The 15,116-nt window shown below is 41.6% G+C and carries 13 protein-coding genes; 1 reads left to right on the forward strand and 12 read right to left on the reverse strand.

Features of this window, described 5'->3' with window-relative positions:
• Positions 1-307: 307 nt before the first annotated feature.
• The 12 genes from MTF64_RS18310 to MTF64_RS18365 all read right to left on the reverse strand — a co-directional run bounded on the left by MTF64_RS18310 (position 308) and on the right by MTF64_RS18365 (position 12,958).
• Positions 308-3,037: an ExeM/NucH family extracellular endonuclease gene (locus MTF64_RS18310; RefSeq protein ID WP_064385962.1), complete on the reverse strand. Its 2,730-nt coding sequence runs from the start codon at positions 3,035-3,037 to the stop codon at positions 308-310.
• A 129-nt stretch (positions 3,038-3,166) separates the two neighbouring features.
• Positions 3,167-4,177: a porphobilinogen synthase gene (gene hemB / locus MTF64_RS18315; RefSeq protein WP_248452260.1), complete on the reverse strand. Its 1,011-nt coding sequence runs from the start codon at positions 4,175-4,177 to the stop codon at positions 3,167-3,169.
• A gap of 12 nt (positions 4,178-4,189) precedes the next feature.
• Complete coding sequence (locus MTF64_RS18320) at positions 4,190-6,037, reverse strand: diguanylate cyclase (RefSeq protein ID WP_248452261.1); 1,848 nt, start codon at positions 6,035-6,037, stop codon at positions 4,190-4,192.
• Positions 6,037-6,822, reverse strand: a complete 786-nt coding sequence (locus MTF64_RS18325) for a TatD family hydrolase (RefSeq protein ID WP_248452262.1) — start codon at positions 6,820-6,822, stop codon at positions 6,037-6,039. The genes MTF64_RS18320 and MTF64_RS18325 overlap by 1 nt, the downstream gene beginning before the upstream one ends.
• Positions 6,822-7,352 carry a hypothetical protein gene (locus tag MTF64_RS18330; RefSeq protein WP_096042484.1) on the reverse strand — a complete coding sequence of 177 codons (531 nt, stop codon included), beginning with the start codon at positions 7,350-7,352 and terminating at the stop codon, positions 6,822-6,824. Before MTF64_RS18330 ends, MTF64_RS18325 begins: the two co-directional genes overlap by 1 nt.
• Position 7,353: 1 nt before the next feature.
• A complete protein-coding gene (gene tatC, locus MTF64_RS18335; protein ID WP_004587473.1) occupies positions 7,354-8,094 on the reverse strand; it encodes a twin-arginine translocase subunit TatC in 741 nt (246 codons plus the stop codon).
• Positions 8,095-8,142: 48 nt separating this feature from the next.
• The gene (gene tatB / locus MTF64_RS18340) at positions 8,143-8,466 is read right to left on the reverse strand and encodes a Sec-independent protein translocase protein TatB (protein ID WP_232423994.1); all 324 of its coding nucleotides are present in this window, start codon (positions 8,464-8,466) and stop codon (positions 8,143-8,145) included.
• Between the two features lie 11 nt (positions 8,467-8,477).
• A complete protein-coding gene (gene tatA, locus MTF64_RS18345; RefSeq protein ID WP_004587475.1) occupies positions 8,478-8,732 on the reverse strand; it encodes a Sec-independent protein translocase subunit TatA in 255 nt (84 codons plus the stop codon).
• A gap of 79 nt (positions 8,733-8,811) precedes the next feature.
• A complete protein-coding gene (ubiB, locus tag MTF64_RS18350) occupies positions 8,812-10,416 on the reverse strand; it encodes a ubiquinone biosynthesis regulatory protein kinase UbiB (protein WP_248452263.1) in 1,605 nt (534 codons plus the stop codon).
• Between the two features lie 9 nt (positions 10,417-10,425).
• Positions 10,426-11,109, reverse strand: coding sequence for an SCP2 sterol-binding domain-containing protein (locus MTF64_RS18355; protein WP_248452264.1), 684 nt, complete (start codon positions 11,107-11,109; stop codon positions 10,426-10,428).
• A gap of 11 nt (positions 11,110-11,120) precedes the next feature.
• On the reverse strand, positions 11,121-11,876 hold the full coding sequence (ubiE, locus tag MTF64_RS18360; protein WP_004587478.1) for a bifunctional demethylmenaquinone methyltransferase/2-methoxy-6-polyprenyl-1,4-benzoquinol methylase UbiE: 756 nt from the start codon (positions 11,874-11,876) through the stop codon (positions 11,121-11,123).
• A gap of 95 nt (positions 11,877-11,971) precedes the next feature.
• Positions 11,972-12,958, reverse strand: a complete 987-nt coding sequence (locus MTF64_RS18365) for a GGDEF domain-containing protein (RefSeq protein ID WP_055019619.1) — start codon at positions 12,956-12,958, stop codon at positions 11,972-11,974.
• Positions 12,959-13,313: 355 nt separating this feature from the next.
• On the opposite strand from MTF64_RS18365, the gene MTF64_RS18370 reads away from it, so the two are divergent.
• Positions 13,314-15,092, forward strand: a complete 1,779-nt coding sequence (locus tag MTF64_RS18370) for a DUF885 domain-containing protein (protein WP_248452265.1) — start codon at positions 13,314-13,316, stop codon at positions 15,090-15,092.
• Positions 15,093-15,116 lie beyond the last annotated feature (24 nt).

Raw genomic sequence — 15,116 nt, forward strand, 5'->3', positions numbered from 1 at the left:
ACACGACTTATTTTTACGCTTAGGGTTTGTTACTTAACTACTACACAAGGGTGGCGAATTTATAGTGCAACTTTTAATCCGTAAATAAAGTGTTTACATTTCAACAGTTAAATTTATTAAAAAGGGTTTTAACTACGGCTTATGTGTAAAAAATACTCATTTAATGTATTTGTTGCGCGGCTAATTCTATTAATAGTTAATAAACGGTATGGAAGATATTAAGGGTTGTTTACTGAAGCTTGTCTGAATTACATTTTTATAAGCATAAAAAAAGCCGCAAAAATGCGGCTTTAAAACAAATCACTCGTTATTTTTTCTTAAATCTGCGCACTAATGAAAGTGGCGCTAATAAAAGAGATAACCAAAGCAATGAGCCTGAGTCGTTATCGTCATCACCACGTAGGTTGTTTACTCTTACTACAACCGTTTGTGCTTCAGATACGTTACCTACACTATCCTCTGCTTGTACTGTAAGGGTAATACGATTTTCAAACTCGTAATCTACTTCGCTTGCAACAATTAACTGACCTTGCTCGTTAATTGATACAGAATCGTTACCTGATACGATAAATTTAACCACAGGTGATACATCAGCGTTAGGGTCACTAAAATCAAGTGTACCAATCACAGTGCCTACAGCGCTGTTTTCATCTACTGTGAATATTTGATCAGGTGCAATTACCGGTGTTTGCTCTTCAGGGGTAAGTACTACTTCAGATTTTATATCAACAATAACTGGGTCGTGATCAGATGCACGGTATGGCCCTTCTGCGTATAGCGTAGATTGATGACCTTCGCTTTTATACTCTAGGTTGTAATCAAGCACGATAGGCTCATCAGCATTGATATGCCAATCATTTGCTGCAACAACTTTGCTTAGTAAAGACTCGGTTGCTAATGCATGGTCAAGGCTACCTGCACGGCCAGAGAAGCTATAAGAGTAGCTTAGTGTATCGCCATCAAGCTCTGCGACTACGTTTTTATAGCCTTTTTCATCAAACTTACGGATTGGATCTTCCATTGCATAAGCGTTCATATCACCAACAAGAATGATATCTTCGTCATCTACGCCAGTAGGTTTGTTGTCTAACCAATCAGTAAACGCATCAGCAGCTTCGGTACGAATTTCATTCCAACAGCCTTGGCCATCACCTAGGTCGTCGTTGTTATCATCACCACAGCTACCTTTAGATTTAAGGTGGGCTACAGAAACAGTAAATACTTCATCTGTTGAAAGTGACTTAAAGCTTTGTGCAATTGGTGCACGGTTGCTGTAATCAAACGGGTAATCAGTAGTAATAGCGGCTGTGCCTACTTCTTCTACTTTATCTGCGCGGTAAATAAGGGCTGTGGTGATTTCGTCGGTACCAATTTGGGCTACGTTAAAATCTACAAACGCGTAGTTGTTAGCGCTGTCAGCATCGTTTAATGCATTTACTAAACTTGCTATAGCACTGAACTCACCAAAGCCATCATTTTCAATTTCCATTAAGCCAACAACATCAGCTTGCATTGCACTAATAGCGCTTACAAGTTTTGCTTCTTGACGTACAAACTCTTCTTCTGAGTCTGCACCACGGCTAGTAGGGAAACCACCGCCTTGGCCATCACCGTTAAAGTAGTTAAGTACGTTAAAGCTGGCGATTCGTAAATCGGCTTCTTCACTTTGCTCAGGCGCATCTTCACGCGCATTAGTCGCTATAAACTGTGGTGTAACTGTTGGGTGAATGCGATACGTACTAAAGCTGTATGTAACTACCCCTGTTACCGCATTTACTGTATCGCCGGTACGTAGAGTATTTTCTGCCGATAGGCCTGGCGCTGGGTAAGCCGTTGGATCTGAGTTTTGAGCTGTAGAGCCATCATCTAATAAGATTTTTTTAGTCAAGTTAGCCGCTTCAACAGCATTTGCAGCATCACCTGGCAATGCAACTTGAGTACCTTGGTATAAACGCTCAGTGGCTAGCTCTACTTCACCATAGCGACCTAAGCCGTAGTTGTTAGTAACTACAAGTGTTTGGTCTAGGCTTACTAGCATACCTTCATAAGCTTCTAGGTCAGCTTGGCTCTCTAAAGGTAAGCTTATTGAGGTTGCAGAGGCCACTTCGTCAGTACCACATACTGCAATTTGTGTTACATCTGCAAGTTGTGTTGAATCATAGTATTCATCAACCGTACCCTGTACGCGCACGTGGTCACCTACATTTACATCGGTATCAGTAAAGTATACAAATAGACCTTCAGAGGTCATTGGGTCGTTATCTACATCTGCAGCAAGCGAGGTCACAAAGAAACCATCTAAGCCATCTTCACCTTGAAAATCGGCAGTGACAATACCTTCAATTTCAACAAGGGTATCTACTAACGGGCTTGCTTCACCAGCACCTTGCACAGCGCTAATTAGCGTTTTATCTGCGCCACATACAAGCGGTTCTAATGGTTCTGGCTCAGGGTCTGGCGCAGGAGCCGTACCACCATCGCCAGCATGCGAGCCTAAGCCGTCAAAGGTGTCAATATCAAACTGTTCCCATTCATCGCTAGGATTAAAAGTTGCAGTTGAGTCAGTTCGACCCGTTGTGATGCTATTTTTTCTTCGTAAGGTTTTATTTTGAGTTTGTACGGTATCATCAGACCAAAAAGAGCCAGGATCAACACCCACTTGGCCAAAGCTATCAACCACCACACCATCTTTAGTTAAAACAAGGGCATCGTCACCGTTGTAGTAAGTTACTGTGCTGGTTTCATCTGCAATATCAAGAATGGCAGCGTCAGCACTAGGGTTTGAAATTATATAGGTGGTATTGGCAGCCAATGTGCCTGATAAATCAATTGAGTTACCTACCGAACTACTACCATTTGAATAAAGTCCTAAAGTATAACCTTCAAGAGAAAGCTCTGTATCAGCATTGTTATAAAGCTCAATCGCTTTATTGTTGCTGCTGCCTTCGATGTATTCAGAAATGATTAGATCGGCGGAGGCTGGTGCACTGAGGCTTGCTAATACAAGCGCCAGTGGCGTTATTTTCGTTTTTAACATTTTTTATTATTCCCGTGTATTTAAATCCCAAAATGGGACACCAGTTTAGGCAATCTAAATGACAAAAAGAATACAAATATGTTAATGATTGTAAAAAATTAAGGCGGCGTACCGCCTTTGATAACATGTTTACTTATTTTGCAGCCATTGCGCGGCCTGCTTGGCAAAATACGTTAAAATACCATCCGCTCCGGCGCGTTTAAATACCAGTAAAGATTCCATAATTGTGGCCTCTTCACTCAACCAGCCGTTATCGATTGCCGCTTTGTGCATTGCATATTCGCCACTGACCTGATATGCGAAAGTAGGTACACCAAATTCATCTTTAACACGACGAACAATATCAAGGTACGGCATACCGGGTTTCACCATCACCATGTCGGCGCCTTCTTGTAAATCAAGTGCCACTTCACGAATTGCCTCATCAGAGTTGGCAGGATCCATTTGATACGTTTTTTTGTCAGCCCCTTTCAAGTTACCTGCAGAGCCAACAGCGTCTCTAAACGGCCCATAATAGCTAGAGGCATATTTAGCTGAGTAAGCCATTATGCGTGTGTGAATATGTCCATCTGCTTCAAGTGCTTCGCGAATAGCACCAATACGGCCATCCATCATGTCAGAGGGTGCAACCACATCGGCACCTGCCTCGGCGTGCGAAAGCGCCTGCTTAACAAGAATTTCAGTGGTTATGTCATTAATTACATAACCTTCATCATCAATAATGCCGTCTTGGCCATGAGTAGTAAATGGGTCAAGGGCTACATCGGTAATAACCCCAAGCTCAGGAAAAGCTTCTTTTAAAGCACGAACTGTGCGTTGTGCTAAGCCATCTTCACTGTAGGCTTCTTCGGCCATCAAAGACTTTTTGTCAGCAGGGGTTACCGGAAAAATAGCGACGGCAGGTACACCTAAATCTACAAGCTCTTTAGCTTCTTCAAGCAATAAATCAATTGATAAACGCTCAATTCCTGGCATTGATTCAATTGCTTCGCGGCGGTTTTTACCTTCAAGCACAAATACCGGAAAAATTAAATCGTTCACCGATAGTTGGTTTTCGGCCATAAGACGGCGAGAAAAATCACTGCGGCGCATTCTACGCATGCGGGTATATGGGAAAAGGTCGAGTCCTGATTGGGCCATGTTACTAAGCTCCTACTGTGGAATTGGAAAACTAATTACTTGATTTCGACCGTGTTGTTTAGCGAAATAGAGCGCTTTATCTGCGTCGTCTGTAAATAGCTCAGGGTTACTAATATCGTTTACTACAGCGCTGTTTACGCCAGCACTAATGGTTACTTTTACGGATGTTCCGGCTACGTTTACGGTATTACTCTCTACGGCTTGGCGAATTTTTTCAGCAATATCAACAGCCCCCTCTTTTGGGGTGTTAGGTAGCAAAACAACAAACTCTTCGCCGCCGTAGCGAGCCACTTCATCCAACGGGCGTTTTAAATGCTGTTTTATAATGTCGGCTACAGCGCGTATTACTTGGTCGCCGGTTAAGTGCCCGTAGTTATCATTTACGCGCTTAAATCGGTCTATATCGAGCATAATCATACTCAAAGGCGTTTGTTCACGCCGAGAGCGACGCAGTTCCATCACTAGTTTTTTATCAAAAAAGCGACGATTTTTAACGCCACTCAGCGCGTCTTCCATATTAAGTAGCTCAAGCTCGCGGTTTTTATCCTCTAGTTCGCGCAAAGTGACTTGTAGCTCAAAGGTGCGCTCATCAACTAACGACTCTAATTCTTTTTGTGTTTGGGCTTGCAGCGCGAGTCGCTCATTTAATAGTGTATCTTGGGCTGCATTTTCAGCAATCAAGGTTTGTTGAGCAATAACTTGTTCATCACGCTCTAAAATAAAGCGCTTCATAACGCCATAACATAGGCAAAATGTACTACCAAAAAAGCATATAAAAACAAAAGCTAAGCTACTTCTACCTAAAGGATATAAGCCAAATACAGAAATAATAAGGTACACCATAACAAGTAAAAATAGCATGAGTGCAATTAGCAGTGCTTGAATTGGTTTTGAAGGCGCGTTTTGCTGGCAGATGTAGGCGCTTACCAAGCAATAAATAATAACAATCGGGCTCGCCAGTAAGCTAAATGGGGTAAACACTGTGCTAGGTAAAGCCCACATAAACAGCAGGCTAATTGCGTAAATATTAGCAACAATGGTTTGCCATTTTAGTAGTTTAGAGGCTTTAGGTTGGCACAGTTGTTTTTGTAGCGGCACAAAAGCAAGCGTAGTGAGCATTAGTAAAACAGGTATCATTACTTGCTGTAATGAAGGCGAATTTGGATGAAAATAACGAGCGCCAAAACCGCATAAATAAGCCAGTAGCACACCTAAGGTCAGCGAAATAATGCCTGCATAAGCAAAATACAACTTGCGCGAAAACCCATACAAAACCAAGCAACTTATGGCCAATGAAAATAAAAAACCAATGAGTAAGCCATAAATTAAATTAAGTTTACCTTTATGCGCTAGGTAGGCATCTGGTTGCCATAAAGTCAGCGGGATGCGTAGCCCAGCACTGTTGTTAACCTTCATTATTACGGTGCTAATACTATTTGCCGGCAGCCTCAAGGTTGCTAATAAAGATTCACTTTTTATTAGCCGTGATGAGAGCTTAAAGTTATCGCCAGTTTGCATGTGTGAGAGCAGTGCTGAATTATAAAAATGAAAAATTTGCGCTTCATTTAACAGCGGGTTATCAAGCGATAAAATAGGGCTTATATTGTTATTTAAGGTATTTTTAACTGTAAACTTGACCCATACAGGGCGTTGTTCAAACCCTAAATTTAATGGCTTATCACTTACTGTTTGCCAGTCGTTAACCTCATGGTAGGCATTGTTTGCTGTGGTGGGCGTAAACGAATAGCTCAGGGTGTCTATTTTTATTGCTTTAAAATTTTCAGAAATTACGGGGTTTGCAACACTGCAAAATGAACAAAGGAGCATAAATAGGCTAAATAGCGCCTTTGGGCTTGTCATTAGCGACCTGCTATATCAAATAAGCTATAAAAGTTAGCCGTACTATGGGTGGCAATAGTACTTGGTTCAACGTTATAAAGCTTAGCGAGTGTTTCACACACATAGCTAAGGTAGGCGGGCTCATTTTTACGTGATTTTGGTTTAGGGGTTATTGTGCGTGGAATTAAAAAAGGCGCATCGGTTTCTATTAATAACCGCTCAAGCGGGATACTTGGCACCAATTGTTGCAATGCTTTACCGCGGCGCTCGTCACACACCCACCCAGTAATGCCAATATAAAGGCCTAATTCTAAATAATCTTTAAGTGCTTGGGCATTGCCTGTAAAGCAATGCAGCACGCCACGTACGTTATAGTTAGCCAAAATATTTAGCATATCTTCGCTTGCGTCACGTTCGTGTAAATAAACAGGTAGGTTTAGTTTTTCAGCTAACGCTAACTGGCGTTTTAATACGCTGCGCTGAATATCGCGAGGAGAAAAATCGCGATTATAATCAAGCCCACACTCACCAATGGCCACAACGCAATCGTTACTAGCAAGCTGCGTTAAAGTGGTTTCAAGTTCATCGGTGGCGTCTTTAGCGTCATGTGGATGCACGCCAGCAGTAGAAAACTGATTATATTGTTTTGCTAATGTAAGCGATTGTTCGCTACTAGGCACATCGCAGCCAATTAGTAACATAGCTTGCACGCCCGCGGCATTTGCGCGGGCAATAATGGCCTGATGCTCACCTACAAACTGGTGATTGGTTAAATTAACGCCGGCATCAACTAACGTGTAGGTCATTACTGAGTGCGCTTCACACGGATTGAGCGGTTTTGACCATCTTTACGAAGTAAAAAAGAATTAAATACACCGCGGCTAATAACCACTGTGTCTGACTCTTTTAATTTAAGGCTGTCAGAGCCAATTTGACGCCATTGCTGATCGTTATCAAGGGTAATAATGAGCTCGCCATAAGGAGCTTTTCTAACTGATGATACTGACGCTGTGATATTTTCGTCTTTATCTTTAGTGATCTCTTTATGCTCAAGGCCAAAATCATCTGCTTTAGCAGCAGGCGCTGCTTTAGAAACAGCTGCAACAGGTGCACTTACGTTTGGCGATACATTGGTTACGGCTTTTGGTGGGGTAAGGGTTTTTTTCTCACTAGGTTTAGTAAGCGGTTTACCTGCCACTGTGTTGTCATAACATAGTAAACGGTTAAAGTCGTTTTCAATAAAGCTACATGCTTGCAAAGCTTGCACGTTAATTTCTTGCGCTGCAAACGTCGGTGCGCTTAGTAAAACCAGTAGTGAGAGTAGTTGTTTTTTCATTTTATTCCTCAGATTCCTGTTGTTCTTTAGCGCTATAAAATTTCGCTAAAATTAACCCTAGCTCAAATAAAAGCAGCATAGGAAGTGCTAATAGTGTTTGTGATAACACATCGGGCGGTGTTAAAAACATCGCCACAACAAATACACCAACCACAATATAAGGGCGTTTTTGCTTTAAACTCTGCGTGGTTGTAGCGCCACTCCAACATAGCAACATTATGGCTACGGGTATTTCAAACGCCACACCAAATGCAAAAAATAGCTTAAGTACAAATCCTAAATAGCTACTAATATCCGGTGCTAGGGTCATCATTTGCGGCCCTACACTAGTAAAAAAGCCTAATATAATAGGAAGCACTATAAAGTAGCAAAAAGCGATACCGCCATAAAATAGCAAAATACTTGAGGCCAAAATTGGCATTAGCATGCGTTTTTCGTGTTGGTATAAGCCAGGTGCTATAAATCCCCAAATTTGATGCAATATCCACGGAATAGCGCCAAACAAGGCAACAAATAGCGTTAGTTTAAACGGTGCAAAAAACGGTGCCGTAACATCGGTAGCTATCATAGTGGCAGTGCTTGGTAAATGCGCGACTAAAGGGGCGGCTACAAACTCATATATATCATTGGCAAAATACACTAGGCCAATAAATATCACTAAAATACTAAAAAGTGATTTAATAAGCCGATCGCGCAGCTCAATTAAGTGAGCGACGAACCCTGATTTAGCTTGTTCAGACATTATTTTTTATACCACGTAATAAGTTGACCACAAATAGGGGAATTAATTTCACTTTTTTTCATCGAGTTGTTCGTTAGATGACGTGCTTGAAGTGTTTTTATAGCTATGAGTAACCGACTGCGCTGCTTTTTGCAGTTCATCAACCGATTGTTGTAGCTCAGGGCTTAAATCTTTAAGCTCTTGTTGCTCTGCTTTTTTTAGGTTCTCGTGAAGCTCGTGTATGCGTAGCTCTTCACTCACTTCTGCTTTAACTGAGTTGGCCATCGACTTAACGGTTTTTACCCAGCGCATTACGGTGCGAATGGCAACCGGTAACCGCTCAGGGCCAAGTACCACTAGGCCAACAATAAAAACAACAACGAGCTCCCACATTCCCATATTGCTTAAACCTTAGTATCGTCTTTGGTTTTTTCAGTGCTTTGTGTCTGTGTTGGCGCTGCTTTTTGAGACTCTTGGATTTGCTCAGCTTTTTCGCTTTCAGTCTCTTTAGTTTGATCATCAGACATGGCTTTTTTAAACCCTTTTACTGCACCGCCTAAATCACCACCCATGCCGCGTAGTTTTTTAGTACCAAAAAGAAGTACGATAATCGCTAAAACAATCAATAATTGCCAAATACTAATGCCACCTAAACCCATGGTTATCTCCAACTGATAAATGCTTAAATGTTTATTTTAAGTACTAATTATACGCCCTGTGGCATAAATAGCACTTAGTTTATGTGTTACGCCACGCCACAATAAAGCTAATTGCAGACGCTGCTAATGTTACGCCTGCCGCTATGAGGTCGTGCTGCAGATAACACAGTGCCGATACAATCAGTGTAGCACTGCCAAATAGGCTAAGTACTAGCGCTTTGTGTGACACTTTACTTGGCTGAGAATGCTGTATTTGCGGACTACGTTTTAAATTTTGATAAATTAAATCAGGTAGTTCTGGCATTTTTTCAGCCCAAAATGGCAAGTTAGCATACATTTGTTTCATTACTGATAACGGTCCAACTTGTTGTTTTACCCAATCTTCTAAAAATGGCTTAGCGGTTTTCCACAAATCAAGCTGAGGATAAAGCTGACGCCCTAAGCCCTCAACGTATAATAACGTTTTTTGTAATAATACTAACTGCGGCTGTACTTGCATGTTAAAGCGGCGTGCGGTGTTAAATAAATTAACGAGTACATGGCCAAACGATATCTCAGCCAGTGGCTTATTAAATATAGGTTCGCACACGGTACGAATTGCAAATTCAAACTCTTCTATGCTGGTATCGGGCGGAACCCAGCCCGAGTCAACATGTAGCTGAGCAACTTGGCGGTAGTCACGATTAAAAAAGGCGATAAAGTTTTCTGCGAGATAGCGTTTATCTTCTTTGTTTAATGTGCCAACAATGCCACAGTCGATACCAATATACATGGGGTTTTCAGGGTGCTCGCGAGAGACAAATATATTGCCAGGGTGCATATCAGCATGAAAAAAACTGTCTCTAAATACTTGGGTAAAAAACACTTCTACACCGCGTTCAGCGAGTAATTTCATATTGGTATTTTGCGCAATTAACGACTCAGTATCTGAGACCGGGATTCCGTAAATACGCTCCATAACCAAAACGTTACTGCGGCTATAATCGCTATAAACAGCCGGGATATATAACGAATCAGAGCCTTCAAAGTTACGCTTAAGTTGGATGCCATTTGCGCCTTCGCGCATTAAATCGAGCTCATCTAACAAGGTTTTTTTATACTCTTTGACCACTTCGACAGGGCGTAACCTTTTTGCTTCGCTGTGTACATTGGCAAGTACTTTAGCGAGCTTTTCCATAAGTGCTAAGTCGGCATTAATTTGTGTTTTTATGTTTGGCCTAATCACTTTTATAACAACATCTTGGGTATTGTTATGGGCATCAACTAGCTTAGCAGTATGCACTTGTGCAATAGACGCTGAGGCCAATGGGGTTTGCGAAAACTCACTAAACAACAGGTTTATATCGCTAATTTCGAGGGCTTTTTCAATTATTTTTTGGGCAAGTTCGCCTTCAAAGGGCTCGACTTGGTCTTGCAAAAAAGCAAGCTCTAACGCAATGTCGTGAGGAAGTAAGTCTCGGCGGGTAGAAAGCATTTGGCCAAACTTAATCCACACAGGGCCAAGCTCTTGCAAGGCTAAGCGCAGGCGTAAGCCCGCTGGCTTATTTTTGTGCTGGTTACGTAACCAAAACAAGCTACCACGCGCAATTTTAGCGTACCAAGGTATTTTTTGTTTTGGTATTAACTCATCTAATCCGTAGCTAAGTAATGTTTTAGTGATGTAATACAATCGAGCAGTCGACACAAAAAATCCTTAGCGGCTGTTGGTGTTAGAAGAGTTGATTAATGCATTTATGCGTTGTTCTATAGCGGCCACTTGCCCTTTTAATGCTCGGTTTTGTTGTTTAAATTGCTCAAGCTCTAAAGGGTGAATAGTTACAGCGAGCTCATCTTGGCATAGGCTGGTTAATGTGCTGCTAATTTGCTGACGTGCTTTACGCTCTTTACTGCGTAAAGCGTTTAGCTGTATGTAAAGTTGTTGTGCGGGCGCATCGCCAATATAGTGCGATAATTGCTCAGGCCAATCTATATCTAGTCCAGAAAATGCGGCGCTGTAAGCCTGAGCGACGTTTAAGTCGCCTTGCAGGTCTAGCTTATCTTGACGAATGAGCTGTGTAAGCATGGCTGGGTCTTTAAGCGCCATGAGTGTATCTATATCTGCGCTGATCATACACTCTGCGCTATCTTCATCGCTGGCACTGTAAAGGTGTAATAGTTTACCATCAAAGGTTAATACTATTTGCTGCTGCCAATTGCGGATTTCGACCTTTAATGGTTTGTGTTTAACGGCACTGAGCTTATCTATTAAGGTGGCGTCGAGTTGCAGTACCTTATTAAGCACTCGCTCTATAAGCGAAAGTACAAAATTAGGTAACATAAAAAACTGCGAATCGGGTTTTGCTGCGATTACATGCTCGCTTTTTTGCTCAAACGCCATAACTGCCTGCCTTAATATTTAAAACCACGGTGCAGTGCAACAATACCACCGGTTAGGTTTTGATACGTTGTTTGTTCAAAGCCTGCTTCTTCCATCATTGCTTTTAAGGTTTCTTGGTCTGGGTGCATACGAATCGACTCAGCTAAGTATTGGTATGACTCGCTATCGTTCGCCACTACTTTACCCATAGTTGGTAATAGATTGAACGAGTAAAAATCGTACGCTTTACTTAAAATTTCATGCTCAGGTTTGGAAAACTCTAATACTAATAAACGTCCACCTGGCTTTAATATACGGTACATAGAGCGCAGGGCTTTGTCTTTATCGGTTACATTACGAAGGCCAAAGGCAATCGTGATCACATCAAAGCTGTTATCTGGAAATGGCAGCATTTCGGCATTCATTTGCACGTAGTCGATATTGCCAACTAAACCCAAGTTGTGCAGCTTTTCGCGGCCTACTTTTAACATTGATGAGTTAATGTCGCCTAAAACTACTTGGCCGGTGTCACCGACTAGTTGGCTAAATTTTGCTGTTAGGTCACCAGTGCCGCCTGCTAAATCAAGGACGTGGTGGCCTTTGCGCACACCTGAGCTGGCTATAGTTTGACGTTTCCATAATCGATGTACACCAAAAGACATTAAATCGTTCATTACATCGTACTTTGCTGCAACCGAGTGAAATACGTCTGCAACCATTGAGGCTTTATCGTTTTCGGCTACGGTTTTATAGCCAAAATGCGTGGTCTTTTGCTCTGTTTCGTTCATGGTTAGTCTCTATCGTGGCAATAAGGACTAGTGTACTTGATTGTATACTGCAGGTGCAATTTGAATATGATTTATCAGGTAATTTAGCGTAAAACCTAGTGGCCAGCTGTAAAGCTACTTTGCCCCAGTGAGCGTGCTTTAAATGCCGCTTGCGAGGCTTTTTTAGCTAACTGGTTAAAGTCATCATTTTTAAGCTGCTGCGCTATGCCTAAAGATAAGTTAATGCCAGGCAGCTTGGTGCCGCTTTTTGAGCTAACAAAACGAAGTTTTTCTACGCCATTACGCACTTTTTCAGCAATAACATTGGCGGTTTCGGGGTCTATATCTGGCAGTAATACGGTAAATTGGTCCTTTGCTGTGCGCCCAGGTAGACCACTTTGAAAGACATATTTTTTTACTTGTTTAGCTACTTTGTTCAAAATAACTTCGCCAATTATATCGCCGTAATTATCTACAAAATGATCTAAATTATCTATTTGAATAGCAATTGCGCAAATTGATTTGTCTTGGTTGCTCCATAGTTGGGTTTGCTGTGTTAAATAATGACGTTTATACAGCCCCGTTTGTGAGTCAATAATGTGCTGCTTACGTAATTGCGCCAGCTGTTTTTGGGTTTTTTCGTGTAACTTTTTAGCTTTATATAGCTCGTGTTTAAAGTGCTTATGTTGCTCAAGTAACGTGGCTGATTGCGTGTTTAACGTATCGAGTGCTTGGCGGCTTTGCTCTATATTATTCTCATCAAGCGTGTGCATGCACTCACTTACTTGGCCGGCAAAGCTAACAATTTGTTTTTCGGTTGATTGCGCATTGCGCGATAGTGAATCAATAACCCCATTTACGTTATTAATCATTGCCACTTGCGTGGTATGCCCTTCGTTTAAAAACTCAAAGTAGAGCTGCTCAATCAAAATACTATCAATTTGGGCTTTATTAGTAATGGCCTCGTCTATGGCGTTATTTAGCTGAGGATTTACTTTACTAATATAGGTATAGGCAACGTGGTAATTTAACGGAGAGGGAGGCAGCGTATGACGTTCTAAAAACAGGCATACATTCGTCATTTTTTCTTGAGCTACAGCCATGGAATCATGGAACATCATTTTAACTACCAACTAAGTACGCATTAAATTACACATTAAAATAACTCTTCAATGAGGCGGCAATGCATCCAAGCTTTATTATTTTTTTACTACAATAATCGTTAAGCAGGCTATTTAAAAGTAAAAACCAGTATTAGTGAACTTAATTTTTTACTTTTGCTGCCTAATAGCTGATTTTATCATCAAAGAGCACGTATTTAGCTTAATTTAGGCGGGTTCAGCTTATTTTACCCGCTCCAATTAAGCGTGTGTTATTGAGATTAATCGCATTTGTCTTGCTATTTACTCAGCCTACGATAGTTTTGTGAAATCTATTGTATGGTTAAGTAAAACTAAAATGAATTATTCCTTACCCCCGCGAATTTGCCGCACACTGCTTGTACTATCACTTTTTGGCACGCTAAGCGCATGTACATTAACAAGCCCCAACGCAAACACACAATTTGAACAAGTGGCGCAAAGTATTGTTGATTACCGCAAACGTGTTAATCCCTACACTCAGCCTGAAGGGGTTGATGGCTATTTATTACCTAATTTATCGGCTGAATTTTTAAAGCAGCAATATGAGGAAAAAACAGCATTATTAAGTCGTTTAGATGCAATTGATAGCGACCAGCTTTCAAGTGAAAACAGTATTAACCTCAGTATTATTCGTGCGCAAGTACAAAACAGTGTTGATGAATATGTATTTAATGCGCACTACATGCCGCTAACTTCTGAGTATGGGTTCCATTCTAGCTTGTCTTATATGATTAATAGTTCGCAGTACAAGCAACCGCAACAGTTAGAAACGTATTTAGCCCGCCTTGAACAAGTGCCGCGCTTTTTTGAGCAAAACATACATTGGATGAAAAAGGGGCTCGAAACGGGGCTTACTCAACCACAAGCGGTATTAGCCGGGTATGAAGACTCAATAAGCGCTTACATAGTGGATGATGTAACGCAGTCAGACTTTTACTCCCCGTTTAAAACGAACACAGCAGGGCTAAGCGAAAACGACTTTAAAGCGTTACAGCAAAAAGCTAAACGCATCATAAAAAACGATGTTATTGCCTCTTACAAAGCATATTTAACATTTTTTACTACGCAATATCAGCCAGGTGCACGCACTACGATTGGTATTTCGCAAACCCCTAATGGCAAGGCGTTTTATAAAAACCGCGCACAGTATTACACCACCACAAATATGAGCATTGATGAAATACATCAGCTGGGGTTATCTGAAGTGGCGCGTATCCGCAGTGAAATGCAGGAAATAATTAAAGAAGTAGGTTTTGAAGGCACGTTTGCCGATTTTATCCACTTTTTACGTACCGATCCGCAATTTTACGCCACCACTCCAGAGCAGCTATTAAAAGAAGCTGCTTATATAGCTAAAAAAATGGACGCGCAGCTGCCTAAGTTATTTCATACACTGCCACGTATGCCCTATGGCGTTGCACCTGTACCTGCAAATATAGCCCCTAAATATACAACCGGTCGCTATGTTGGCTCGAGCCGAAGCGATCAAGCAGGTTATTACTGGGTTAATACATATGCGCTAGATAAGCGCCCGTTGTATGTATTAGAGGCGCTGACCTTACACGAAGCCGTACCAGGGCATCATTTACAAATATCGCTTAATGCAGAGCTTGAAAACTTACCAAGCTACCGACGTGATGCCTACCTTTCGGCTTTTGGTGAAGGGTGGGGGCTTTATTCTGAATACTTAGGTATAGAAGCAGGCTTTTACCAAGACCCATACAGCCGATTTGGCCGTTTAACCTATGAAATGTGGCGTGCAGCTCGTTTAGTGGTTGATACAGGTATGCACATGTACGGCTGGAGCCGAGAGCGCGCTATGAACTTTATGAGCGAAAACACGGCGCTTTCATTACACAATGTTAAAACCGAAACCGACCGCTATATTTCGTGGCCGGGGCAAGCTTTGTCGTACAAAATTGGCGAGCTGACTATTAAGCGTTTACGCACAGAGGCCGAGCAAGCGCTTGGGTCTCGTTTTGATATTCGTGAGTTTCATCATCAAGTATTGCGTCATGGTTCAGTGCCGTTATCAGTGCTTGAAGAGCAAGTTCGTTTGTATATAAAAGCTGAGCTTGAAAACACGCAAAGCTAATTATCTAAAGGTATAAACCTTGAA

Source organism: Pseudoalteromonas sp. 2CM41L (assembly GCF_023161905.1).
In the GTDB taxonomy this organism is placed as follows: Bacteria; Pseudomonadota; Gammaproteobacteria; order Enterobacterales; family Alteromonadaceae; genus Pseudoalteromonas; species Pseudoalteromonas atlantica.